Source organism: Paraburkholderia suaedae, assembly GCF_040812055.1.
In the GTDB taxonomy this organism is placed as follows: domain Bacteria; phylum Pseudomonadota; class Gammaproteobacteria; order Burkholderiales; family Burkholderiaceae; genus Paraburkholderia.
In genome coordinates this window covers 327,586-350,219 of the sequence record NZ_JBFOAH010000006.1, presented here as the reverse complement: position 1 = coordinate 350,219, position 22,634 = coordinate 327,586, and the positions used below count along the sequence as shown (strand labels likewise).

Genomic DNA, 22,634 nt, shown 5'->3' with positions numbered 1-22,634 from the left:
GACGTTGATAGGTCAGGTGTGTAAGCGCAGTAATGCGTTGAGCTAACTGATACTAATTGCCCGTAAGGCTTGATCCTATAACAGGTGTGTGTCGGCAGCCGTTAGCGCTTGAGCGCTGATGGAGGCCCCACCCTGCGCCACGCGCAGGGTCTTATGCAGAGCACACAGGTTTGAGATCAGTGTTGTGCCAGAAACAGCACAGCCCGCTACCTGATGTCCCATCATCAGAAACTGCTTCTTCCCGATTGGCGGTACTGCTGCACAAGCAGTACGGCAACCCGTCATGCCTGATGACCATAGCGAGTCGGTCCCACCCCTTCCCATCCCGAACAGGACCGTGAAACGACTCCACGCCGATGATAGTGCGGATTGCCCGTGTGAAAGTAGGTAATCGTCAGGCTCCCCAGCAGTGAACAGAAACCCCACCCCCAAAAGGTGGGGTTTCTGCATTTGGGGCGGCTCAAATACAACTTGAGATAAGGTCAAGTACAGTTCCTGTGGCCGCACGCTGGCAGGGAACCGAAGCGACGACTACCTACCTCCCTCAAGGAACCGTTGCGCCAAACGAACCCAATATGTCGAGCCAATGGGCAATAAGTCATCGTTGAAGTCATAGCTCGCGTTATGCAACATGCATGGGCCGGCGCCGTGCCCTGACTCCCGGTGGCCGCCCTCTCCGTTGCCCAGGAACGCGTAACAGCCTGGCTTTACCAGCAGCATGAAGGAAAAGTCTTCGGCGCCCATGGTCGGCTCAACCGCGTCGTCGACGTTTTCCGCTCCAACCACCTCCCTCATCACCGCCGCAGCAAAACGGGCCTCTTCACCGCTGTTGACGGTCGCCGGATAGTTGCGATGAAAGTGGGTGGTGACAGAACAATCGTAGGCTTCGGCCGTACTTTCCGCGATCTTGCGCATGCGTGTTTCGATCAGATCGAGGGCTTCGGTGGTGAATGTTCGCACCGTGCCCGCGATCCACGCATCGTTCGGGACGACATTAACCGCGTCTCCAGCATGAATCTGGGTGATCGATAGCACAGCGGTATCGAGTGGCTTCTTGTTCCGCGTGATGATGCTCTGGAGTCCGTTCGCGATCTGCACGGCGGTAAAAACAGGATCGTGCCCATTGTGCGGAAGCGCGGCGTGCGACCCGACACCCCGGATCTCAATACGGAACTCGTTGCTTGACGCCATGATCGGACCTTCCGTGACGCCGAAGTGGCCCGCCGGCATGCCCGGCCAGTTGTGAATGCCGAACACTGCATCGACTGGAAACCTCACGAACAGACCGTCGTCGATCATAGCCTGTGCGCCGGCGCCGCCTTCTTCAGCCGGCTGGAAAATGAACACGACAGTGCCATCAAATTCGCCGTGTTTCGCCAGGTGCCGTGCTGCCCCCAACAACATCGCGGTATGTCCGTCATGGCCGCACGCGTGCATTTTGCCGTCGTTTTTCGAGCGATGGCCGAAGCTGTTGAGTTCCTGAATCGGCAGCGCGTCCATATCTGCCCGCAGGCCAATAGAACGAGAGCTATTGCCACGCTTCAGTATGCCGACCACACCGGTCTTGCCCAACCCACGATGAGTCTCAATGCCCCACGATTCCAGGCTGCGGGCAACGAGATCAGCCGTTGCAGTCTCTTCGTAGCGCAGTTCTGGATGGGCATGAATCGTTCGTCGAAGGCTCTGGATTTCTCCACGAGCGGCCTGTATTTCGGGAATCAGTTTCATGATGGAGTGATGTCGCGTTGGTACTTCAGCTTGCATGGGATCGCTCGGGCCCACATTGGCCCGGGCACGGTGATAATCGATTCTACGCCGAAGGTGATTCTGGCGGCCACCATGCAGGCTAGCCGCCAACCGACGTAATAAAATCGCACATTGCGCCCAGTTCCGACACTCCCAGATGGACAGCCGATGAATGCTCCGACCAATTTCGCGCGCGCCGTGTGCCCGCACGACTGCCCCGATACCTGTGCGATGCGTGTGACCGTCGAGAATGGCCGAGCGATCAAGATCGTCGGCGATCCCGATCATCCGCCGACACAGGGCGTGTTGTGCACAAAAGTCAGCCGCTATGCTGAACGCGTCTATCACCCCGGTCGGTTGACTGCGCCGATGAGGCGAGTCGGCCGGAAAGGCGAAGGCCGCTTTGAACCGATCAGTTGGGATGAGGCATTGGAACTTGCTGCCACGCGTCTGTCGGACATCGCAGCCCGTGCGCCGCAGGCCATCCTGCCGTACAGCTACGCCGGGACCATGGGCCTGGTCCAGGGCGACAGCATTGCGCAGCGATTCTTTCACAAGCTCGGGGCGTCCCAGTTGGACCGCACGATTTGCTCGGCGGCTGGCGCAGCCGGTCTGAAGTACACATACGGCGCGGGCATCGGAATGCTCACGGAGTTCTTTGCCGAAAGCGACGTGATCCTGATCTGGGGATCGAACCCCATCGCGTCGAATTTGCATTTCTGGACGCACGCCCAGGAGGCCAAGCGTCGCGGCGCGCGTCTGATCGCAATCGACCCGTATCGGTCGTTGACGGCGGAAAAATGCCATCAGCACATCGCACTGAAGCCCGGCACGGACGGCGCTCTGGCGCTCGGCATGATGCACGTGCTGATCACGGAAAATCTGCTCGACCACGCGTACATTGCAGCGCACACGCTAGGCTTCGCCGAATTGAAGGCTCGGGCGCTCGGTTATTCGCCGTCGAGGGTCAGCGAAATTTGTGGCATCGAAGCACAGGTGATCGTCGAACTCGCGCGGCTTTACGGTAGCACCAGGAAAGCCGGGATCCGCATGAACTATGGTCTGCAACGCGTGCGCGGCGGGGGAAATGCCGTGCGCGCGATCGCGTGCCTGCCGTCGCTGACGGGCGCGTGGCGCGAGCGCGCGGGCGGTGCACTGCTGTCGTCGAGCGGCTGGGCTCCCGTTGACTCTCACGCGCTGCAACGGCCGGACCTGATGCCGGGTTGGCCGGCCAAAGCGAGCCGCGTCATCAATATGAACACGATCGGCGATGCGCTTCTGCATCCGGGCGATGCCGAGTTCGGCCCGAAGGTCGAAGCAATCGTCGTCTACAATTCGAACCCCGTGGCGGTGGCGCCGGATTCGGAGCGAGTTGCAGCCGGTTTCGCTCGTGACGACCTTTTCACCATCGTCCTCGAGCATTTTCAGACCGATACGGCGGACTACGCCGATCTGCTCCTGCCAGCCACCACGCAGCTCGAACACCTCGACGTGCACAAGTCATACGGGCACACGCACGTGATGCTCAACCTGCCGGCGATCGCGCCCGTCGGCGATGCGCGTCCGAACACGGAGATTTTTCGTGGTCTCGCGCGCCGAATGGGCCTCCAGGAACCGGCGCTATTCGAAAGCGACGAGATCGTCGCTCAGGCCGCGTTCCGATGGCAAGACAAAACACTGGCAGGCGTGAACTGGCAAACGCTGAAAAAAACCGGCTGGGCGAAGCTGAATCTGCCGGACGCGCCGTTCGCAGATGGCGGCTTTCGCACCCCGTCCGGCAAATGCGAGTTCTACAGTGCGCGCCTCGCGCAGCAGGGCCTCGATCCGTTGCCGGATTACCTGCCGCCGTACGAATCCGCCGACGGTGCGCCCGAACTCGCCGCCCGTTACCCGCTCGCGATGATTTCTCCGCCCGCCCGCAATTTTCTGAACAGCACGTTCGTGAATATCGAAAGTCTGCGCGCGACGGAAGGCGAGCCGCATCTGGACATCCACCCCACCGACGCGCACGCCCGAGACATAGGCAATGGCGACCTGGTGCGCATCTTCAACGACCGCGGCTCGATGCAAGCGCGCGCCCGCGTCACCGACAAAGCGCGCGAAGGGCTCGTCGTCGGTTTGTCGATCTGGTGGAAGAAGCTCGCGCCGGATGGCCGCAACGCCAACCAGGTGACGAGCCAGGCGCTCACCGATCTGGGCGGATCGGCTACTTTCTACGACTGCCTCGTCGAAGTGGAACGCGCGTGACACCGCCGCAGCTCATGCGACGCTGATCAACTGCAGGTTCGAGGCTGCAGTCTAACCCGCCCGTGATTCGCGATGAGCGGCAAGGTGACCATGCTACGATGCGTTTTTAGCACGACCATTCGAAAATAATAGAGAGACGCTGCATGGACAAAATTTGGCTGAAATCGTATCCGCCCGGCGTTCCCGCAGAGATTGACCCCAGCCGCTATTCGTCGGTGGCCGACCTACTCGAAGAAGCGTTCCGCAAGCATCGCAACAGGCCGGCGTTCGTCTGTATGGGCAAGGCGATCAGCTACGCCGAACTCGACGCGTTATCGCGCAAGCTCGCTGCGTGGTTGCAGTCGAAGGGCATCGCGCGCGGTGCGCGCATCGCGATCATGATGCCGAACGTGCTGCAATATCCCGTGGCGATTGCCGCTATCCTGCGCGCCGGCTATGTCGTGGTGAACGTGAACCCGCTTTATACGCCGCGCGAGCTCGAGCATCAATTGAACGACAGCGGCGCAGAAGCGATCATCATGCTCGAAAACTTCGCAGTGACTTTGCAGGCGATCATACGCAATACGGCGATCAAGTACGTCGTCGTCGCGGCGATGGGCGATCTGATGGGCATCAAGGGGACTCTGGTCAACTTCGTCGTGCGGAAGATGAAGAAGATGGTGCCCGCCTGGAGCTTGCCGGGCCACGTCAAATTCAATGCGGCGACTGCGGAAGGCGGCCGGCTGAATTTCAACGCGGTTCAGCAGGGACCGGACGACGTCGCATTTTTGCAATACACGGGCGGAACGACAGGCGCGGCCAAGGGCGCGACATTATTGCATCGGAATCTGATCGCCAATGTGCTGCAGTCTGAAGCGTGGCTCGCCCCGGTTCACGGGAATCGCACCGACATCGATCAATCCATCACGGTCGTCGCGCTGCCGCTTTATCACGTGTTTGCATTGACCGTCTGCGGGCTGCTGACCATCCGTACCGGCGGCCTCGGCGTGCTGATTCCCAATCCGCGCGACATTGCCGGCATGATCAAGGCGCTGCGAGGCTATGCGATCACGACCATCCCCGCCGTCAACACGCTCTACAACGCGATGCTGAATAGCCCGGACTTTCACAAGCTCGACTTCTCCAGGCTGCTGACTGCAAATGGCGGCGGCATGGCGGTGCAGGAGGCGGTTGCCAAGCGCTGGTACGAGCGGACGCATACGCCGATCGTCGAAGGCTACGGGTTGTCCGAGACTTCGCCTTGCGTGACATGCAATCCGGTTACCGTCACTGAGTATAGCGGGACGATCGGGCTGCCGCTCCCCTCCACTGAAGTATCGATTCGCGACGACGAGGGCAATGAAGTGCCGCTCGGCCAGCATGGCGAAATCTGCATTCGCGGCCCGCAGGTGATGGCGGGCTACTGGAACCGGCCGGACGAAACCGCCAACGTGATGACGCCGGACGGTTACTTCAAATCCGGCGATGTCGGTGTGATGAACGAAGATGGCTTCGTCAAGATCGTCGATCGCAAGAAGGACATGATTCTCGTGTCAGGCTTCAACGTGTATCCGAACGAAATCGAGGACGTGGTCGCGAAGCTGCCGGGCGTGTTCGAAGTCGCCGCGGTCGGTGTTCCGGACCAGCATTCGGGCGAGGCGGTGAAACTGTTCGTCGTGAAAAAGGACCCGGCGCTGACGGACGCGGACATCTTCGCCTACTGCAAGACCCAGTTGACCGGCTATAAGCGGCCCAAAAGCGTCGAGTTCCGGACCGAACTGCCCAAGAGCAATGTCGGCAAGATTTTGCGCCGCGAGTTGCGCGATGCGCCGGCATGAGCGCACGAGCTGAAATCACGTAACGCGTAACCAAAGACAAGCCCGGCAGACCGAACGCTGCCGGGCTTGTCTGTTTTTACGAAAGGATGCGCTGCGCAAGCTCGACACAGCCGCCAAAAAAAAAAGGCGCCCGAAGGCGCCTTTGAGGCAAACTGCTTTTTTACGACTTATTAGAACTTGTGGCGGATGCCGATGCGAGCCGTGAACTGGTTCTGGTTCGACGATGGCGTCAGGTTGTTGATGTTTGCCGTTGCAGCGACAATAGTGCCCGTCTGGCTGAGCGTGTTGCCCAGAGCGTGCTGGTACACGCCGACCAGGTACACGTCGGTACGCTTGGACAGGAAGTAGTCCACGCCGGCCGCGCCTTGGTGGTACTGAGCACGCGAGGTGCCATTGATTTCCGCGCCGCGCGTGTAGTCATACGCTGCGCCGACCAGCAATGCCGGGGTCAACTGATACTTGAAGTTGATTTCGCCGTTGTTGAACGTAGCCGATTGGCCGCGGAACGGCGACGCGAACGACGCGCCGAGATTGGCGAAGCGGATGTTCGAGTACGTCAGGCCGACCGTTGCCGCCCCGAACGTGTAGGCACCGCCCGCGCCGACCACCTGATAGGTGTTAGCCGACGAGAAGCCACCGTAGATCGTGTTCGGCGCAGCAGCAGCCGGCGCCGCAATCGTACCGCCGTTGTTGAACAGGCCGCCCGAAGCTGCCGGTGTGCGTGCGTTCAAATAGCCGACGCCCAACACGAGAGGACCGTTGTTGTAGCCAGCGCCCAACGACCAGATCTGGTTGCCGGTGAAGTTGCCTGACTGGCCGCCGAAGCTGTACGTGCCGCCGAACGTCAGGCCGCCGTAGTTCGCGCTCGTGTACTTGACGGTGCTGTTGGTGCGGTAGGCGTTGTTGAAGTTATCGATGTCGCCCGGGTGAGCAGCGATGTAGCCGCCCCATTGGTCGCCCACTTCGAGCGGACCGACGTAGTCGACCACGGAGTCGTACTGACGACCCAGCGTGACCGTGCCGAACTGGCTCGACAGGCCGACGTAAGCTTGACGACCGAACATCAGGCCCTTTTGGCCGAGCGTGCCGTTGGTCACGTCATAACCGTTTTCCAACACGAACAGCGCCTTCAAACCGCCGCCCAGGTCTTCCGTGCCGCGCAAGCCGAAACGCGAGCCTTGCAGAACACCGCTGGACATGTTGTACAGGTGCTTGCCGCCGGAGTTGGTGTTCATGTTGATACCAACGTCAAGAATGCCGTACAGGGTCACGCTGCTCTGAGCATGTGCGACGCCTGAGAATGCGCCCAGTGCTGCGAGAGCGAGAAGCGACTTTTTCATCGAATGATCTCCAAGGATTACGAATCTTTTCTACAAGGCGAATATTTATCGAGCGTTGAGGCCTTGCTTTCTAACTTCGCGAGAAGTTGCCACGTAATGTAACAAAAGGCATACATGGCACAAAGAAAAAGCAGGTGGCCAGGACCGCTGCTGTTTCGTTTACGCAACATGGTCTAGAATCGCAGCGTGGCTGCTCATTTAATGCGGATTCGAGGTTGCGGCGTCGCTCGTTTTGTCCTGCAAAGCTTGTCGGCCGGGTGTTCGGTCCGCTGCCGCAGTCGTCGAATCAGGGAGCGCTTAATGTTTTTGGACGTGTTGATTAGCGAGTTTGATCGGGGTTTACGCTCAATGACTGGCGTGTCGCGGATGAGTCGGCCAGTGCCGGTGCCCCCAACGTCGGCGGTAAGGGCCGAGGTGCCGGAACTCTCACCGGCCGAGTGCGCCCATGCGGCAGGATTGATGCGGGTGAACCACGTTGGCGAGGTCTGCGCGCAGGCACTTTACCAGGCTCAGAAACTCTCGACCCGTTCGCCATCGTTGCGCGCCATGTTCGATCGCGCTGCCGCCGAGGAAGAAGATCATCTGGCGTGGACCGCGAGACGCCTCGAGGCACTAGACTCGCGGCCCAGTCTGTTGAACCCGCTCTGGTACACCGGCGCACTGGCGATCGGTCTCGCGGCGGGGCGCTTTGGCGATCGAGTCAGCCTCGGCTTCATGGCCGAGACAGAGCGTCAGGTCGAGCAGCACCTCGACGGCCATCTGGCCGAGCTGCCGGCCGCCGATTACGAGTCGCGCGCGATCGTCGAGCAGATGCGCGCGGACGAGATGGAGCACGGCAAGGCCGCGACGGACGCGGGCGGCGCCGAGTTGCCCTTTCCCGCGCGTGCGCTGATGCGCGCTGTGTCGAAAGTCATGACGCGCACGGCTTACTACGTGTAAGCGGCCCCGCCGCGTACGAGTGTGCCGCAAGTGGGACGGCGCAGCGCGCGCCGTCGCCGGGCCGCGCCTGACCGGTGTCCTACCGTCTGTTAAAACCCCTGCGATTTCTCCAGTCCGCGCTGTTCCCCCGCACTGTTCACGTATCACCTTCACAAGCTCTACTAGCTCATTCATTTATAACGGTTTTCCGTTTAGGCGCTGCTCGAAGGAGTCGCGCTAAGTCCTTGTTCTATCAAACAAATCGGCGCAAAAACCCCGGCGTCTCCCTTGACCCCCGAGTATCGTTCCTCTAAAGTGGGACACAGTGTGAGAAAGTGTATTTTTGTGTGATCTCACGCGCAGTTCGGGGTAAATTTCCACCGATCGGGTAGCCGGCGCAAAACGCCGCGAGCAACAAGTTGCATGGGACCGGAGTCAGCGCTCAAGCGCCAACTGCGGTCGACAAGGGGAGCGAAGTGTTCCAAGGGGCGTCGGCGCTGACGCTCGATGCGAAAGGGCGGATGTCGATTCCCTCTCGCTATCGGGATGCGCTGCAAACACAGGCAGAGGGCCGGGTGACGATCACCAAGCACCCGGACGGCTGCCTGTTGCTCTTTCCGCGCCCGGAATGGGAAGTCTTCCGCGAGAAGGTCGGCAATCTGCCGATGAACGCCACGTGGTGGCGCCGCATTTTTCTCGGTAACGCAATGGATGTCGATATGGACGGCGCGGGCCGTGTGCTTGTGTCGCCGGAATTACGTATGGCGGGTGCGCTGGAGAAAGAGGTGACCCTGCTCGGCATGGGCCGTCACTTCGAGTTATGGGATGCACAAACCTACGCCGCCAAGGAACAGGCGGCAATCGCCGAGGGCATGCCCGAAGCGTTGAAGAATTTCACGTTCTGATCGCGGCTACATACATATATGGCACCTGCGATGGGAAACGGATTGCAGCATCGCACGGTGTTGCTGGAAGAAGCGGTCGATGCGCTGGTGACGCGCGCGGACGGCGTGTACGTGGACGGCACCTTTGGGCGCGGCGGACACAGCCGGTTGGTGCTGGAGCGGCTGGGCGAGTCGGGGCGGCTGATCGCGTTCGACAAGGATCCGCTCGCGATTGCCACGGCACAGCAGATCGCCGATCCGCGCTTTGGCATTGTGCATGAGAGTTTTGCTTCTCTGCGCGCCGCGCTTGCGGAGCGTGGAGTGGGACGGGTGTCGGGTGTTTTGCTGGATCTGGGCGTGTCGTCGCCGCAAGTCGACGATCCGGAGCGAGGCTTCAGCTTCCGCGCCGACGGCCCGCTCGACATGCGGATGGACCCGACGCGCGGCGAGTCTGCCGCTGACTGGCTGGCGCGGGCCACGGTGCAGGAACTGACGGAGGTGATACGAGATTATGGGGAAGAACGGTTTGCTTTTCAGATTGCAAAGGCGCTTGTTGCTCGCCGGGCAGAGTCCGACCGTCTTGGGCCTCTCGTCAGCACGGGCGAGCTTGCCCAAATCGTGGCTAACGTCGTCAAAACCCGTGAGAAGGGCAAGGATCCGGCAACCCGCACCTTTCAGGCTATACGGATTCACATCAATCAAGAGCTTGCGGAGCTGCAAGTCGTTTTAGAAGCAGCGTTAGCGCTGCTGGAGCAAGGGGGGCGGCTGGTGGTCATCAGCTTTCATTCGCTCGAGGACCGGATGGTGAAGCGATTCATGCAGGCGCACGCCAGTACGCCCGCGGTCGATCGCCGTCTGCCGATTCGCGCGGTCGATCTGCCGAGCCCCCCGCTCAAGATCATCGGCCGCGTTTTCGCGAGCGACGCTGAGGTCGCCGCGAATCCGCGCGCCCGTTCTGCCGTCATGCGTGTGGCGGAGCGAATCGCGCCATGAGTCGTCTCAACATCTTCCTGCTGATGATCGTCATGGGCTGCGCCTTGTCGGTCGTGAACGCGACCAATCAGCAGCGCCAGATCTTCATCCAGTTGCAGCGCGCGCAATCGCAGGAGCGCCAGTTGCAGCAGGACTACTCGCAACTTCAATATCAGCAGAGCGCGCTGTCGAAAACCTCGCGCATCGAGCAGATCGCCACCGCCTCGCTGAAGATGCAATCGGTCACGACCGGCCGCACGCAATATCTGACGCTCGGTCCGGGCGCGGTCAAGGCCGAGGACGCGCCGATTCCCACCTCAGGTCCCGCGCAAGCATCGGCGCCGGCCGCGAGCCGTCGCGGAGGCGTGCGATGAAAAAATCGTCGGCTCGCAAGAGCGTCGCCTTTTCGGCCAATCCTATTCTGTCGGTGCGCCTGCCGATGTGGCGCTCCAAACTGGTCGTGTTCCTGCTGTTCATGGCGTTCGTCGCGTTGACTGCGCGCGCGTTCTGGATTCAGGGGCCTGGCAACGCGTTCTATCTGAAGCAGGGCGAAATCCGCTATCAGCGCCGCATCGAATTGCCGGCCACGCGCGGCAAGATCCTCGATCGCAACGGTCTCGTGCTGGCCACGAGCCTGCCCGTGCGCGCAATCTGGGCGATCCCGGAATCGGTGCCTGACGACCTCGGCGCGGACAAGCTGAATTCGCTCGGCAAACTGCTCGGCATGACCAATAAGGAGTTGCGCGCCAAGCTGTCGGAGGACAAGAACTTCGTCTACGTGAAGCGCCAGGTGCCGGTCGACGTTGCCGCGAAAGTCGCGGCGCTGGACATCCCGGGCATTTACGCGCGCGACGAGTACAAGCGTTTCTATCCGGAAGGCGAGATCACGGCTCACCTGATCGGTTTCACCAACGTCGAAGACGAGGGCCAGGAAGGCGTCGAACTCGGCGACCAGAAGCTGCTCGCGGGCATGTCGGGCAGCCGGCGCGTGATCAAGGACCGCATGGGCCACATCATCGAGGACGTGGACGAGCAGGTCGTGCCGCACAACGGCCAGGACGTCGATCTGTCGATCGACAGCAAGATCCAGTACATCGCGTACACGAACCTCAAGGCGGCCGTCGAAAAATCCAGGGCGAAGGCCGGTGCGGCGATGGTGATCGACGTGCGCACGGGCGAAGTGCTGGCGCTCGTCAATTACCCGACTTACAACCCGAACGACCGCTCGCACCTGACCGGCGACCAGTTGCGCAACCGCATCCTGACCGATACGTTCGAGCCGGGCTCGATCATGAAGCCGTTCACGGTATCGCTCGCGCTCGACCTGCACCGGGTGACGCCGACTACACTGGTAGATACGGGATCGGGCCGCTTCGTGCTCGACGGGGCGCCCATTACCGACGACAGCGCGTTCGGCGTGCTGACGGTGGGCGGCGTGATCCAGAAGTCGAGCAACATCGGCGCGACGAAGATCGCAATGCAGCTCAAGCCCGAAGAGATGTGGAACATGTACACCAGCATCGGTCTCGGCCAGGCGCCGAAGGTCGGTTTCCCGGGCGCAGCGGCGGGCCGCCTGCGTCCATGGAAGAGCTGGCGCCGTATCGAGCAGGCGACCATGTCGTACGGCTACGGCCTGTCGGTGTCGCTGTTCCAGCTGGGCCGCGCGTACACGGCGATCGCGCATGACGGCGAGATCATGCCGGTGTCGATCTTCCGCTCGCCGGGCGATCAGCCGGCCACCGGTCCGCAGATCTTCTCGCCGACCACCGCGCGCGAAGTGCGCGCGATGCTCGAGACCGTGACCGCACCGGGCGGCACGTCGCCGGATGCGGCCGTACCGGGCTATCGGGTGGGCGGCAAGAGCGGCACTGCGTACAAGCACGGCGCGCACGGCTACGACCACTCCAAATATCGCGCGTCGTTCGTCGGCATGGCGCCTATGCCGAACCCGCGCATCGTCGTCGCCGTTTCGGTCGACGAGCCGACGGCGGGTAGCCACTTCGGCGGCCAGGTGTCGGGACCGGTGTTCTCGGGCATCGTCGGCGACACGCTGCGCTCGTTGAACGTGCCGCCGGACATGCCGGTCAAGCAGATGGTGGTGTCCAACGATGCGGCGCCGGCCGCGCCCAGCACGCCGGCCGCCCCGTCGCCGGTCAAGAAAATCTCCGCCAGCGGCAGCGCGAAGAAAATGACGGTTTCCGCCAACGCGAAAAACCACCCCGGAGTCGTGCGATGAACGCGCTGCGTAGCAAGCATCCTGCGCACCGGCACATCGCCGACGCCCTCGCCTGGCTGCACGCGCACTTGCAGCCAGGCGCGCATCTGCACGCCGACACGCGCTCGCTCGCGCCGGGCGATGCGTTCTTCGCGTATGCGGTGGAAGGTGCCGACAACCGGCCGTTCATCGACCGCGCCATCGAGTGCGGCGCGGCTGCGGTGCTGGTGCAGCCCGAAGGCTTCAGCGGCGCGCCCGATGCAGCGATCACGCTCGCCGTGCCGGCGCTCAACGAACTCGCTGGGCCGATCGCGAGCGGCTGGTATCGCGACCCGAGTGACGCGATGCTGGCGGTCGGCGTCACCGGCACGAACGGCAAGACCTCGTGCAGCCAGTGGATCGCCGTGGCGCTCGGCGCGCTCGGCACCCGTTGCGCGATCGTCGGCACGCTCGGCACCGGTCTGCCCGGCCGGCTCGTGCAGACTGGCTTCACGACGCCCGACGCGCCGCAGTTGCAGCGCAGCCTCGCGCAGTTGCGCGACGCGGGGGCGCAGGCGGTGGCGATGGAAGTGTCGTCGCACGCGCTGCATCAGGGGCGCGTGAACGGCACGGCGTTCGACATCGCCGTGTTCACCAATCTCACGCAAGACCACCTCGACTATCACGGCACCTTCGAAGCCTATGAGGCGGCCAAGGCGCGCCTGTTCGCATGGCCGGACCTGCGCGCGGCCGTGATCAATCGCGACGATGCCGCCGGCCGCCGTTTGCTCGCGAGCACGCGCGGCTACGCGCGCACGATCGCCTATGGTCTCGACGCCGCGCTGCAAGACGCGCCGCAAGCCGACGCGCTACTGCTCGCGTCGAGCGTGCGGGCGACGGCAACCGGCACCGCGTTCCATCTGAGCACATCGGACTGGGGCGACGCCGATGTCGAAGTGCAAACGCTTGGCGCATTCAACGTCAGCAATCTGCTCGGCGTGCTCGGCGCGCTCCTCGCCGCCGACGTGCCGTTCGCCGCCGCGCTCGCCGAACTCGCGAAACTCGAGCCGGTGAACGGTCGCATGCAGCGTCTCGGCGGCCGGGCGCAAAACGATGAGCCGCTCGTTGTAATCGATTACGCGCATACCCCGGACGCGCTGGAAAAGACGTTGGAAGCGCTGCGCCCGATGGCGGCCGCGCGCGGCGGCGAACTGATCTGCATGTTCGGCTGCGGCGGCGACCGCGACGCCACCAAGCGTCCGCTGATGGGCGCGATCGCCGAGAAGCTCGCGGACAGCGTCGTCGTGACGAGCGACAACCCGCGCAGCGAAGACCCGCAGACCATCATCGAACAGATCGCCGCGGGCATGAAGGACGCGTCGAAATCACGCCGTATCGAGGACCGCGCCAGCGCGATCCTGCAAGCCATCCGTAGCGCCGCGCGCGAAGACGTCGTCGTGCTGGCGGGCAAGGGGCACGAAGCCACTCAGGAAATCATGGGCAAAAAGCGCGCTTTCTCCGATCAGGACCATGCCCGCCTCGCGCTCGCCGCGCGCGCGACGCACGCACGCGGGGGCGGCGAATGAGCATGTTCACCCTCCGTGATGCCGCCGCGCTGATTCCGGGCGCGAGCGTGCGCGGCGACGACAGCGTCGAGTTCGAACGCGTGTCGACCGATAGCCGCAGCGCTGGCCCCGGCGACCTGTTCGTCGCGATCAAGGGCGAGCGTTTCGACGCGCACGACTTCCTGCCGGACGTCGCGGCGCGCCATGTGACGGCTGTGCTCATCGCGCGCGCACCGGACAGCTGGAACGTGCCCGCAATTCGCGTGGCCGATACCCGACTCGCACTTGGCGCACTCGCACGCGGCTGGCGTCGCCGCTTCGAGATGCCGCTCGTCGCCGTGACGGGCAGCAATGGCAAGACCACGGTCAAGGAAATGATCGCGTCGATCTTCGCCGCGGCAGTCGGCGTGCCCGCGCGTCTCGCGACCGCGGGCAACTTCAACAACGACATCGGCCTGCCGCTCACGCTGTTTCGTCTGCACGCCGCGCATCGACTGGCGGTGGTCGAGCTCGGCATGAACCATCCGGGCGAAACGGAGTTACTCGCGAAGATCGCCGAGCCGACGGTGGCCGTAGTGAACAACGCGCAGCGCGAGCATCAGGAGTTCATGGCCACCGTCGAGGCGGTCGCGCTGGAGCACGCGAGCGTGATTCACGCGCTGTCTCCCGAAGGCGTCGCCGTATTTCCCGCCGACGACCCTTACGCCAGCATCTGGCGCGTGGCCGCCACGGGCAACCGCATTATCGACTTCGCGTTGAATTGCGCCGGGCGCGAGACCGAAGCTGCCGTCAAAGGCAAGTTCGACGGCCAACGCCTGAGCATCGACACGTCCGAAGGCCAGCTCGAGCTCACGCTGCAAGTGCTCGGCGATCACAACGCGCGCAACGCACTCGCGGCGACGTCCGCCGCATTGGCCGCAGGCGTGTCGCTCGACGCGATCAGGCGCGGTCTCGAATCGTTCGGCGCAGTCAAGGGCCGGCTGGAGGTGAAGCAGGCCGCCCTCGGCACGCTCGCCGGCGCGACCGTCATCGACGACACGTACAACGCCAATCCCGACTCGATGCGCGCCGCGATCGACGTGCTCGCCGCGCGCAACGCGCCGCGCGTGCTGGTGATGGGCGATATGGGCGAAGTCGGCGACAACGGTCCGGCGTTTCATCGGGAAATCGGTGCATACGCCAAAGAGCGCGGTATCGACGCGCTGTACGCAATGGGCGACGCGTCGCGCGACGCCTGCACTGCGTACGGCGCAGGCGCGCAACACGTCGCCGATGTCGGCGCGTTGATCGCGCAATTGCAGCAGGCCGGTTTCGGCGCTGCCGCAACGCTTCTCGTGAAAGGCTCGCGCTTCATGCAAATGGAGCGCGTGGTGGACGCCGTAACGAGTCCACAACCCGGCGCAGCGGGCTCGACCCCCGCCGCACATTGAAATAGAAGGACCGAAGCATGCTACTGGCGCTGGCGCAATGGCTGCAGAATGACGCAAGCTTCTTGCGCGTGTTCAGTTATCTGACTTTCCGTGCGGTGATGGCGACCATCACCGCGCTGCTGATCGGGCTCGTCTGCGGCCCGGCGGTGATTCGCAAGCTGACCGCGATGAAGGTCGGTCAGGCCGTTCGCAAAGACGGTCCGCAGACGCATCTCATCAAATCAGGCACGCCGACCATGGGCGGCGTGCTGATTCTGCTCGGCATCGCGGTGGCCACGCTGCTGTGGGCCGACCTGACCAATCGCTTCATCTGGATCGTGATGCTCGTCACGTTCGGCTTCGGCGTGATCGGCTGGGTCGACGATTACCGCAAGGTGGTCTACAAGGACCCGCGCGGGATGTCGTCGCGCGAAAAGTATTTCTGGCAGTCGGTGATCGGTCTGTTCGCGGCCGTGTACCTCGCGTTCAGCGTGTCGGAAGCGAGCAACGTACGCGTGTTCGATCTGTTCATGGCGTGGGTGCGCAGCGGTTTGTCGATGGGCTTGCCGCCGCGCGCGGATCTGATGCTGCCGTTCGTCAAGTCGATCAGCTATCCGCTTGGCGTGTGGGGCTTCATCGTGCTCACGTATCTGGTGATCGTCGGCGCGAGCAACGCAGTCAATCTCACCGATGGCCTCGACGGGCTCGTGATCATGCCGGTGGTGCTGGTCGGCGCCTCGCTCGGCGTGTTCGCCTATGTGATGGGCAGCTCGGTGTATTCGAAGTACCTGCTGTTTCCGCACATCGCCGGCGCGGGCGAGCTGCTGATCTTCTGTTCGGCGATGGGCGGCGCGGGCCTCGCGTTCCTGTGGTTCAACACGCACCCGGCCCAGATGTTCATGGGCGATGTCGGCGCGCTTGCACTCGGCGGCGCGCTCGGCACGGTCGCGGTGATCGTGCGTCAGGAGATCGTGCTGTTCATCATGGGCGGCATTTTCGTCGCGGAGACGCTCTCGGTGATGCTGCAGGTCACGTGGTTCAAGTTCACCAAGCGCCGGTTCGGCGAAGGGCGGCGTCTGTTCAAGATGGCACCGCTGCATCACCATTTCGAATTGTCGGGTTGGAAGGAAACGCAGGTGGTGGTGCGCTTCTGGATCATCACGCTGATGTTGTGTCTATTCGGTTTGTCCACGCTCAAACTGCGCTAAGCAGCAGGTATTCAAGGAAGCAGGCGATGTTCGGCGAGAAGTTTCGGGATCGGCAAAAGCCGATGGTGCTCGTGCTGGGACTGGGTGAATCCGGTCTCGCGATGGCGCGCTGGTGCGCGCGGCACGGCTGTCGGCTGCGTGTGGCCGACACGCGCGAAGTGCCGCCGAACCTGCCCGCGCTGCAAGCGCACGGCGTCGACGCGGACTTCGTCGGCGGCCCGTTCTCGCCGGTGCTGCTCGAAGGCGTGGAACTGGTCGCGATCAGCCCAGGGCTGTCGCCGCTCGCCGCCGACCTGTTGCCGCTGATCACGGCGGCCCGCGAGCGGAGCATCCCGGTGTGGGGCGAACTCGAGTTTTTCTCGCAGGCGTTGAAGACGCTTGGCGAAAGCGGCTATGCGCCGAAGGTGATCGCGATCACGGGCACCAACGGCAAGACCACGACGACGAGCCTGACCGGCCTGCTATGCGAACGCGCCGGCAAGAAGGTCGCGGTGGCAGGCAACATCAGCCCGGCTTTGCTCGACAAGCTCAGCGAAGCGATCGATCACACCGAGTTGCCCGACGTGTGGGTGCTCGAACTGTCGAGCTTCCAGCTGGAAACGGCGCACAGTTTTTCGCCGGACGCGGCCGTGGTGCTGAACATCACCCAGGATCACCTGGACTGGCACGGCGGCCTCGATGCCTATGCGGCTGCGAAGGGCCGCATCTTCGGTACACAGACCGTGCGTGTGCTGAACCGCGACGACGCGCGCGTGATGTCGCTCGCGCCTTCCGCCGACGCTGAAGCGGAGATCGTCACGTTCGGCGTGACCGAACCGAAAGTCGACGGCGACTACGGCTTGTTGCGCGACAACGGGATGATCTGGCTGGTGCAAGCGCACGATCGCGACGCGAGCGACGAGCCCTCCAAAGGAGCTTCCTTCGGGGCGCCGACGCCCAGGCGCCGCCGCAAGAACGAAGTGGCCAAAGCTCCGGACATCGCGATGAAGCGCCTGATGCCGGCGGACGCTTTGCGCATTCGCGGTCTGCACAACGCCGCCAACGCGCTGGCCGCGTATGCGCTCGCGCGCGCGATCGGTTTGCCGGGCGCGCCGCTGCTGCACGGTCTGCGTGATTACCATGGCGAGCCGCATCGGGTGGAGCTGATCGCGTCGATCGACGGCATCGACTATGTGGACGACAGCAAGGGCACCAATGTCGGCGCAACGGTGGCCGCGCTCGACGGCCTCGCGCAGCGCGCGGTGCTGATTGCCGGCGGCGACGGCAAGGGCCAGGATTTCGAACCGCTCGCCGCGCCGGTGATGCGCTGGTGCCGCGCCGTGATGCTGATCGGCCGCGATGCGCCGCTGATTCGCGCGGCGCTCGAACACAGCGGCGTCGCAATGACGGATCACGCCACCCTTGAAGAGGCGACGCGTGCTGCGACCGCACTGGCCGAGCCCGGCGATGCCGTGCTGTTGTCGCCGGCTTGCGCGAGCTTCGACATGTTCAAGAGTTACGCACACCGTGCCGCCGTGTTTCGCAGCACGGTGCAAGAAATCGCGGCCGAACGGGGGACGATGATATGAGCTGGTCCGAACGTTTCGGTTCGCGTGAGGCGGCCAGCGTCGACGGTGGCCGCGCGGGCGGTGCCGCGCGCGTCGGCGGTCGTACGGGCGGCAGCGGGCTGGCGAGCGCCGTCAACGGCGTGCGTCCGCTGCGCTCGCGGATGCTCGACTACGACCACTCGCTGCTGTGGGTCGTCGTCGCGCTGCTTGGACTCGGCATCGTGATGGTGTATTCGGCGTCGATCGCGATGCCCGATTCGCCGAAGTACGCGTCCTATCGCGACTACGCGTTTCTCGTGCGCCAGATCATTTTCGTGGTGATGGGCGCGGTGGTCGGCGTAGTGTCGTTCCGCATTCCAATCTCGACGTGGGACAAGTACGCGCCCAAGCTCTTTCTGCTCTCGCTCGCCGCGCTGGTGATCGTGCTGATTCCGCATGTCGGCAAGGGCGTGAACGGCGCGCGCCGCTGGATTCCGCTCGGCATCACGAACATGCAGCCGTCGGAAATCATGAAGCTCGCGGTGACCATCTACGCGGCGAACTACACGGTGCGCAAGCAGGAATACATGCATAGCTTCGCCAAAGGCTTTCTGCCGATGGCGGTCGCGGTCGGTCTGGTCGGCGCGATGCTGCTCCTCGAACCGGACATGGGCGCGTTCATGGTGATCGCCGCGATCGCGATGGGCGTGCTGTTTCTCGGCGGCGTGAACGGCAAGCTGTTCGGCGGGCTGGTGGCGACCGCGGTCGGCACGTTCAGTCTGCTGGTGTGGGCGTCGCCGTGGCGTCGCGAGCGGATTTTCGCGTACCTCGATCCGTGGGACGACCGTTACGCGCAGGGCAAGGCGTATCAATTGACGCACTCGCTGATCGCGTTCGGGCGCGGGGAGTGGTTCGGCGTGGGGCTCGGCGGCAGCGTCGAGAAGCTCAACTATCTGCCCGAAGCGCATACCGACTTCATCCTGGCGGTGATCGGCGAGGAACTCGGTTTCGTCGGCGTGCTGGTCGTGATCCTGATGTTCTACTGGATCGTGCGCCGCTCGTTCGAGATCGGCCGTCAGGCGCTCGCGCTCGACCGCACGTTCGCGGGCCTGGTCGCGAAAGGTATCGGCATCTGGTTCGGCGCGCAGACCTTCATCAACATGGGCGTGAACCTCGGCTTGCTGCCCACCAAAGGTCTCACGCTGCCGCTCGTCAGCTATGGCGGCTCGGGCATTGTGCTGAACTGCGTGGCGATCGCCGTGTTGATGCGCGTGGACTACGAGAACCGTGTGCTCATGCGCGGAGGGAAGGTATGACCGCTCTCCAGCAACGTACGCTGATGGTGATGGCAGGCGGCACCGGCGGACACGTGTTCCCGGGGCTCGCGGTCGCGCACCTGATGCAGGCGTGGGGCTGGAAGGTCGTCTGGCTCGGCAACCCAGCCGGCATGGAAGCGACGCTGGTGCCCAAGCACGGCATTCCAATGGAGTTCGTGCGCTTCGGCGGTCTGCGCGGCAAAGGTCTCAAGACCAAGCTGATGCTGCCGCTGAATTTGCTGCGCGCATGCACGCAGAGCCTGTCCGTGCTGCGTCGTGTGAAGCCCGACGTGGTGCTCGGCATGGGCGGCTACATCACGTTCCCGGCGGGACTGATGACCGCGTTGAGCGGCCGCGCGCTGGTGCTGCACGAACAGAATTCGATCGCGGGCCTCGCCAACAAGGTGCTCGCGAAACTCGCCAAACGCGTGCTGGTCGCGTTTCCGAATGCGCTGCCGCACGGCGAATGGACGGGAAATCCGATTCGTGAGGAACTTGCGCGCGCGATTGCACCCAAAGCACGCTACGCGCAACGCAGCGGTCCGTTGAATGTGCTGGTGGTGGGCGGCAGTCTCGGCGCTGCGGCGTTGAATGAAGTGGTGCCGCGTGCTCTCGCGCTGCTCGCGCCCAACGAACGGCCGCACATCGTGCATCAGGCGGGCGCGAAGCATATCGAAGCGCTGCGCGAGAACTACGCGGCAGCGGGTCTGCAAGCGGGTAGCGGTGAGCAAACTGATGTCGAACTCGTGCCGTTCATCGACGACATGACGAGCGCGTACGCGAGCGCCGATCTGGTGATCTGCCGCTCGGGTGCGATGACGGTATCGGAGATTTCGGCGGTTGGCGTGGCGGCCTTGTTCGTGCCGTTCCCGTATGCGGTGGACGATCACCAAACCACTAACGCAGCGTTTCTCGCCGACAACGGCGCGGCGCTGGTCGTGCAGCAACGCGACCTGTCGGCGGAAAAGCTCGCCGACTGGTTGCGCAGCCAGACGCGGGACAGTCTCGCACAGATGGCCGAGCGTTCGCGCTCGCTCGCGAAACCCGACGCTACGGAGCAGGTCGCGCAGATTTGCGCGAGCGTGGCGGGTTCGATTTCGGGCGCGAGCCCAGAAGGAAAGCAATGAAACACATCGTCAAACACATTCACTTCGTCGGCATCGGCGGTGTCGGCATGAGCGGCATCGCCGAGGTGCTGGTCAACCTGGGCTACCAGGTGAGCGGCTCCGATTTGTCGAGCAATGCCGTCACAGATCGTCTTGCCGCGCTCGGCGCGCGGATCGCGATCGGTCACGCGGCCGAGAACATCGAAGGCGCGAACGCGGTGGTCGTCTCGACCGCCGTGCGCAGCGACAACCCGGAAGTGCTGGCCGCGCGTCATCGCCGGATTCCGATCGTGCCGCGCGCCGTGATGCTCGCGGAACTGATGCGCCTGAAGCAGGGCATCGCCATTGCCGGCACGCACGGCAAGACCACGACCACCTCGCTCGTCGCGAGCGTGCTGGCCGCGGGCGGACTCGATCCGACCTTCGTGATCGGCGGCCGTCTGATCAGCGCGGGCGCGAATGCGCGCCTCGGCACCGGTGACTTCATCGTCGCCGAAGCGGACGAGTCGGACGCGTCGTTCCTGAATCTGTTCCCGGTAATCGAAGTCATTACGAACATCGATGCCGATCACATGGACACCTACGGCCACGACTTCGCGCGGCTCAAGCAGGCGTTCATCGAATTCACGCACCGTCTGCCTTTCTATGGCATCGCCGTGCTGTGCGTCGACGATCCGAACGTGAAGGAGATCGTACCGTTCGTGTCGAAGCCGATCATCCGCTACGGCTTCGCGCCGGATGCGCAGGTGCGCGCGGTGAACGTGACAGCGCACGACGGCAAGATGCATTTCACCGCGCTGCGCGAAGACGCGGCGCCGCTCGACATCGTGCTGAACCTGCCGGGCGAGCACAACGTGCAGAACGCGCTCGCCGCGATTGCCATTGCGACTGAACTCGAAGTGAAAGATGCCGATATCCAGCGAGCGCTCGCGGATTTCAACGGCGTCGGCCGGCGCTTTCAGCGATACGGCGAGGTGCCGGTCGTCACCGAAGGTAATCCCGCGGGTTCGTACACACTGGTCGACGATTACGGTCATCACCCCGTCGAAATGGCGGCCACGGTGGCGGCGGCGCGCGGTGCGTTTCCCGGCCGGCGTCTGGTGCTGGCGTTCCAGCCGCACCGCTTCACACGCACGCGCGATTGCTTCGAGGACTTCGTGAAAGTGTTGTCGACCGTCGACGCACTGGTGCTCACCGAAGTCTATTCGGCCGGCGAGGCGCCGATCGTCGCGGCGGACGGCCGTGCGTTGGCGCGCGCGCTGCGGGTGGCGGGCAGGGTCGAGCCGGTGTTCGTCGATACGGTGGATGAAGTGCCGGACGCGCTCTCTGCAGTAGTGCGCGACGGCGATGTGGTGATCACGATGGGCGCGGGTTCGATCGGCGGTGTGCCGGGTCGCCTTGCGCTCGAAACGAAGGTGTGACATGAGCAGTATCAGATCCGATCAACTCGCCAAACGATTCGGCAAGGTCGCCGTGCTGCTCGGTGGAGAGTCCGCCGAGCGCGAGGTGTCGCTGAACTCCGGGCGGCTCGTGCTGCAGGGCTTGCGCGACGCCGGCATCGACGCGCATCCGTTCGACCCGGCCGAGCGTGCGCTTTCCGCGTTGAAGGAAGAAGGCTTCGTGCGCGCGTTCAACGCGCTGCATGGCGGCTACGGCGAGAACGGCCAGATTCAGGGCGCGCTCGACTTCTACGGCATCCGCTACACCGGCAGCGGTGTGCTCGGCTCGGCGCTCGGTCTGGACAAATTCCGCACGAAGCTCGTGTGGCAGCAGCTCGGCATTCCGACGCCGCCGTTCGAAGCCGTGCTGCGCGGCGATGACATCGAGGCGCGCGCGAAGGACATCGTCGCGAAGCTCGGCTTGCCGCTCTTCGTGAAGCCGGCGAGCGAAGGTTCGAGCGTCGCGGTGATCAAGGTCAAGCGCGTCGACGCGCTGCCTGCCGCGCTGCTTGAAGCCCTCAAGTACGACCGGATCGTGGTGGTTGAAAAGAGCATCGAGGGCGGCGGCGAATACACCGCGTGCATCGCGGGCAAGCTGGACCTGCCGGTGATCCGCATCGTGCCGGCCGGCGAGTTCTACGACTACCACGCGAAGTACGTCGCCAACGATACGCAGTACCTGATCCCGTGCGGCCTCGCAGCGGACGAGGAAGGACGCCTCAAAGTGCTGGCGCGCCGCGCGTTCGACGTGCTCGGCTGCACCGACTGGGGCCGCGCCGATTTCATGCTCGACGCACAAGGCAATCCGTACTTTCTGGAAGTGAACACCGCGCCCGGCATGACCGACCACTCGCTGCCGCCGAAAGCGGCGCGCGCGGTGGGCATCAGCTATCAGGAACTGGTTGTCGCCGTGTTGGCGCTGACGCTGCAGGACTAACCGGGACGAC

The 22,634-nt window shown here is 63.6% G+C and carries 17 protein-coding genes and 2 rRNA genes; 17 read left to right on the top strand and 2 right to left on the bottom strand.

Going from position 1 to position 22,634, the window contains the following annotated elements:
* Nucleotides 1–77, top strand: a 23S ribosomal RNA gene (locus tag ABQJ48_RS12235); the annotation flags it as partial.
* A 209-nt stretch (nt 78–286) separates the two neighbouring features.
* Nucleotides 287–400: ribosomal RNA gene (gene rrf, locus ABQJ48_RS12230) — 5S ribosomal RNA — on the top strand.
* 131 nt (nt 401–531) lie between these two features.
* Here the strand turns inward: rrf and ABQJ48_RS12225 are convergent.
* Complete coding sequence (locus tag ABQJ48_RS12225; protein WP_367838271.1) at nt 532–1,728, bottom strand: M20 aminoacylase family protein; 1,197 nt, start codon at nt 1,726–1,728, stop codon at nt 532–534.
* Nucleotides 1,729–1,914: 186 nt separating this feature from the next.
* Here ABQJ48_RS12225 and ABQJ48_RS12220 point away from each other — a divergent pair, with 186 nt between their 5' ends.
* Together ABQJ48_RS12220 and ABQJ48_RS12215 are read left to right on the top strand one after the other, a co-directional pair.
* Complete coding sequence (locus ABQJ48_RS12220) at nt 1,915–3,993, top strand: molybdopterin-containing oxidoreductase family protein (protein WP_367838270.1); 2,079 nt, start codon at nt 1,915–1,917, stop codon at nt 3,991–3,993.
* Between the two features lie 143 nt (nt 3,994–4,136).
* On the top strand, nt 4,137–5,810 hold the full coding sequence (locus tag ABQJ48_RS12215) for a long-chain fatty acid--CoA ligase (RefSeq protein WP_367838269.1): 1,674 nt from the start codon (nt 4,137–4,139) through the stop codon (nt 5,808–5,810).
* Between the two features lie 170 nt (nt 5,811–5,980).
* On the opposite strand, the gene ABQJ48_RS12210 is transcribed toward ABQJ48_RS12215, so the two are convergent.
* On the bottom strand, nt 5,981–7,150 hold the full coding sequence (locus ABQJ48_RS12210) for a porin (RefSeq protein ID WP_367838268.1): 1,170 nt from the start codon (nt 7,148–7,150) through the stop codon (nt 5,981–5,983).
* A 300-nt stretch (nt 7,151–7,450) separates the two neighbouring features.
* On the opposite strand from ABQJ48_RS12210, the gene coq7 reads away from it, so the two are divergent.
* From coq7 to ABQJ48_RS12145, 13 genes are all read left to right on the top strand, one after another.
* Nucleotides 7,451–8,089 carry a 2-polyprenyl-3-methyl-6-methoxy-1,4-benzoquinone monooxygenase gene (gene coq7 / locus ABQJ48_RS12205; RefSeq protein ID WP_367838280.1) on the top strand — a complete coding sequence of 213 codons (639 nt, stop codon included), beginning with the start codon at nt 7,451–7,453 and terminating at the stop codon, nt 8,087–8,089.
* Nucleotides 8,090–8,544: 455 nt separating this feature from the next.
* The gene (mraZ, locus tag ABQJ48_RS12200; RefSeq protein WP_149673462.1) at nt 8,545–8,973 is read left to right on the top strand and encodes a division/cell wall cluster transcriptional repressor MraZ; all 429 of its coding nucleotides are present in this window, start codon (nt 8,545–8,547) and stop codon (nt 8,971–8,973) included.
* Nucleotides 8,974–8,991: 18 nt separating this feature from the next.
* Nucleotides 8,992–9,945, top strand: coding sequence for a 16S rRNA (cytosine(1402)-N(4))-methyltransferase RsmH (gene rsmH, locus ABQJ48_RS12195; protein WP_367838267.1), 954 nt, complete (start codon nt 8,992–8,994; stop codon nt 9,943–9,945).
* Nucleotides 9,942–10,298 (top strand): cell division protein FtsL, encoded by a 357-nt coding sequence (gene ftsL, locus ABQJ48_RS12190; protein ID WP_367838266.1) that lies wholly within the window; start codon nt 9,942–9,944, stop codon nt 10,296–10,298. The genes rsmH and ftsL overlap by 4 nt, the downstream gene beginning before the upstream one ends.
* On the top strand, nt 10,295–12,160 hold the full coding sequence (locus ABQJ48_RS12185) for a peptidoglycan D,D-transpeptidase FtsI family protein (RefSeq protein WP_367838265.1): 1,866 nt from the start codon (nt 10,295–10,297) through the stop codon (nt 12,158–12,160). Before ftsL ends, ABQJ48_RS12185 begins: the two co-directional genes overlap by 4 nt.
* Entirely contained in the window at nt 12,157–13,704 is a 1,548-nt protein-coding gene (locus ABQJ48_RS12180; protein WP_367838264.1) for a UDP-N-acetylmuramoyl-L-alanyl-D-glutamate--2,6-diaminopimelate ligase, read from the top strand. The genes ABQJ48_RS12185 and ABQJ48_RS12180 overlap by 4 nt, the downstream gene beginning before the upstream one ends.
* Nucleotides 13,701–15,113: a UDP-N-acetylmuramoyl-tripeptide--D-alanyl-D-alanine ligase gene (locus ABQJ48_RS12175; protein WP_367838263.1), complete on the top strand. Its 1,413-nt coding sequence runs from the start codon at nt 13,701–13,703 to the stop codon at nt 15,111–15,113. The genes ABQJ48_RS12180 and ABQJ48_RS12175 overlap by 4 nt, the downstream gene beginning before the upstream one ends.
* Before the next feature lie 17 nt (nt 15,114–15,130).
* A complete protein-coding gene (gene mraY / locus ABQJ48_RS12170; RefSeq protein ID WP_367838262.1) occupies nt 15,131–16,300 on the top strand; it encodes a phospho-N-acetylmuramoyl-pentapeptide-transferase in 1,170 nt (389 codons plus the stop codon).
* Between the two features lie 26 nt (nt 16,301–16,326).
* Nucleotides 16,327–17,868: a UDP-N-acetylmuramoyl-L-alanine--D-glutamate ligase gene (gene murD, locus ABQJ48_RS12165; protein WP_367838261.1), complete on the top strand. Its 1,542-nt coding sequence runs from the start codon at nt 16,327–16,329 to the stop codon at nt 17,866–17,868.
* Nucleotides 17,865–19,142 (top strand): putative lipid II flippase FtsW, encoded by a 1,278-nt coding sequence (ftsW, locus tag ABQJ48_RS12160; protein WP_367838260.1) that lies wholly within the window; start codon nt 17,865–17,867, stop codon nt 19,140–19,142. The genes murD and ftsW overlap by 4 nt, the downstream gene beginning before the upstream one ends.
* Nucleotides 19,139–20,269 (top strand): undecaprenyldiphospho-muramoylpentapeptide beta-N-acetylglucosaminyltransferase, encoded by a 1,131-nt coding sequence (gene murG, locus ABQJ48_RS12155; RefSeq protein WP_367838259.1) that lies wholly within the window; start codon nt 19,139–19,141, stop codon nt 20,267–20,269. The genes ftsW and murG overlap by 4 nt, the downstream gene beginning before the upstream one ends.
* Nucleotides 20,266–21,669, top strand: coding sequence for a UDP-N-acetylmuramate--L-alanine ligase (murC, locus tag ABQJ48_RS12150; protein WP_367838258.1), 1,404 nt, complete (start codon nt 20,266–20,268; stop codon nt 21,667–21,669). The genes murG and murC overlap by 4 nt, the downstream gene beginning before the upstream one ends.
* Before the next feature lies 1 nt (nt 21,670).
* Complete coding sequence (locus ABQJ48_RS12145) at nt 21,671–22,624, top strand: D-alanine--D-alanine ligase (RefSeq protein WP_367838257.1); 954 nt, start codon at nt 21,671–21,673, stop codon at nt 22,622–22,624.
* The last annotated feature ends 10 nt before the right edge of the window (nt 22,625–22,634 follow it).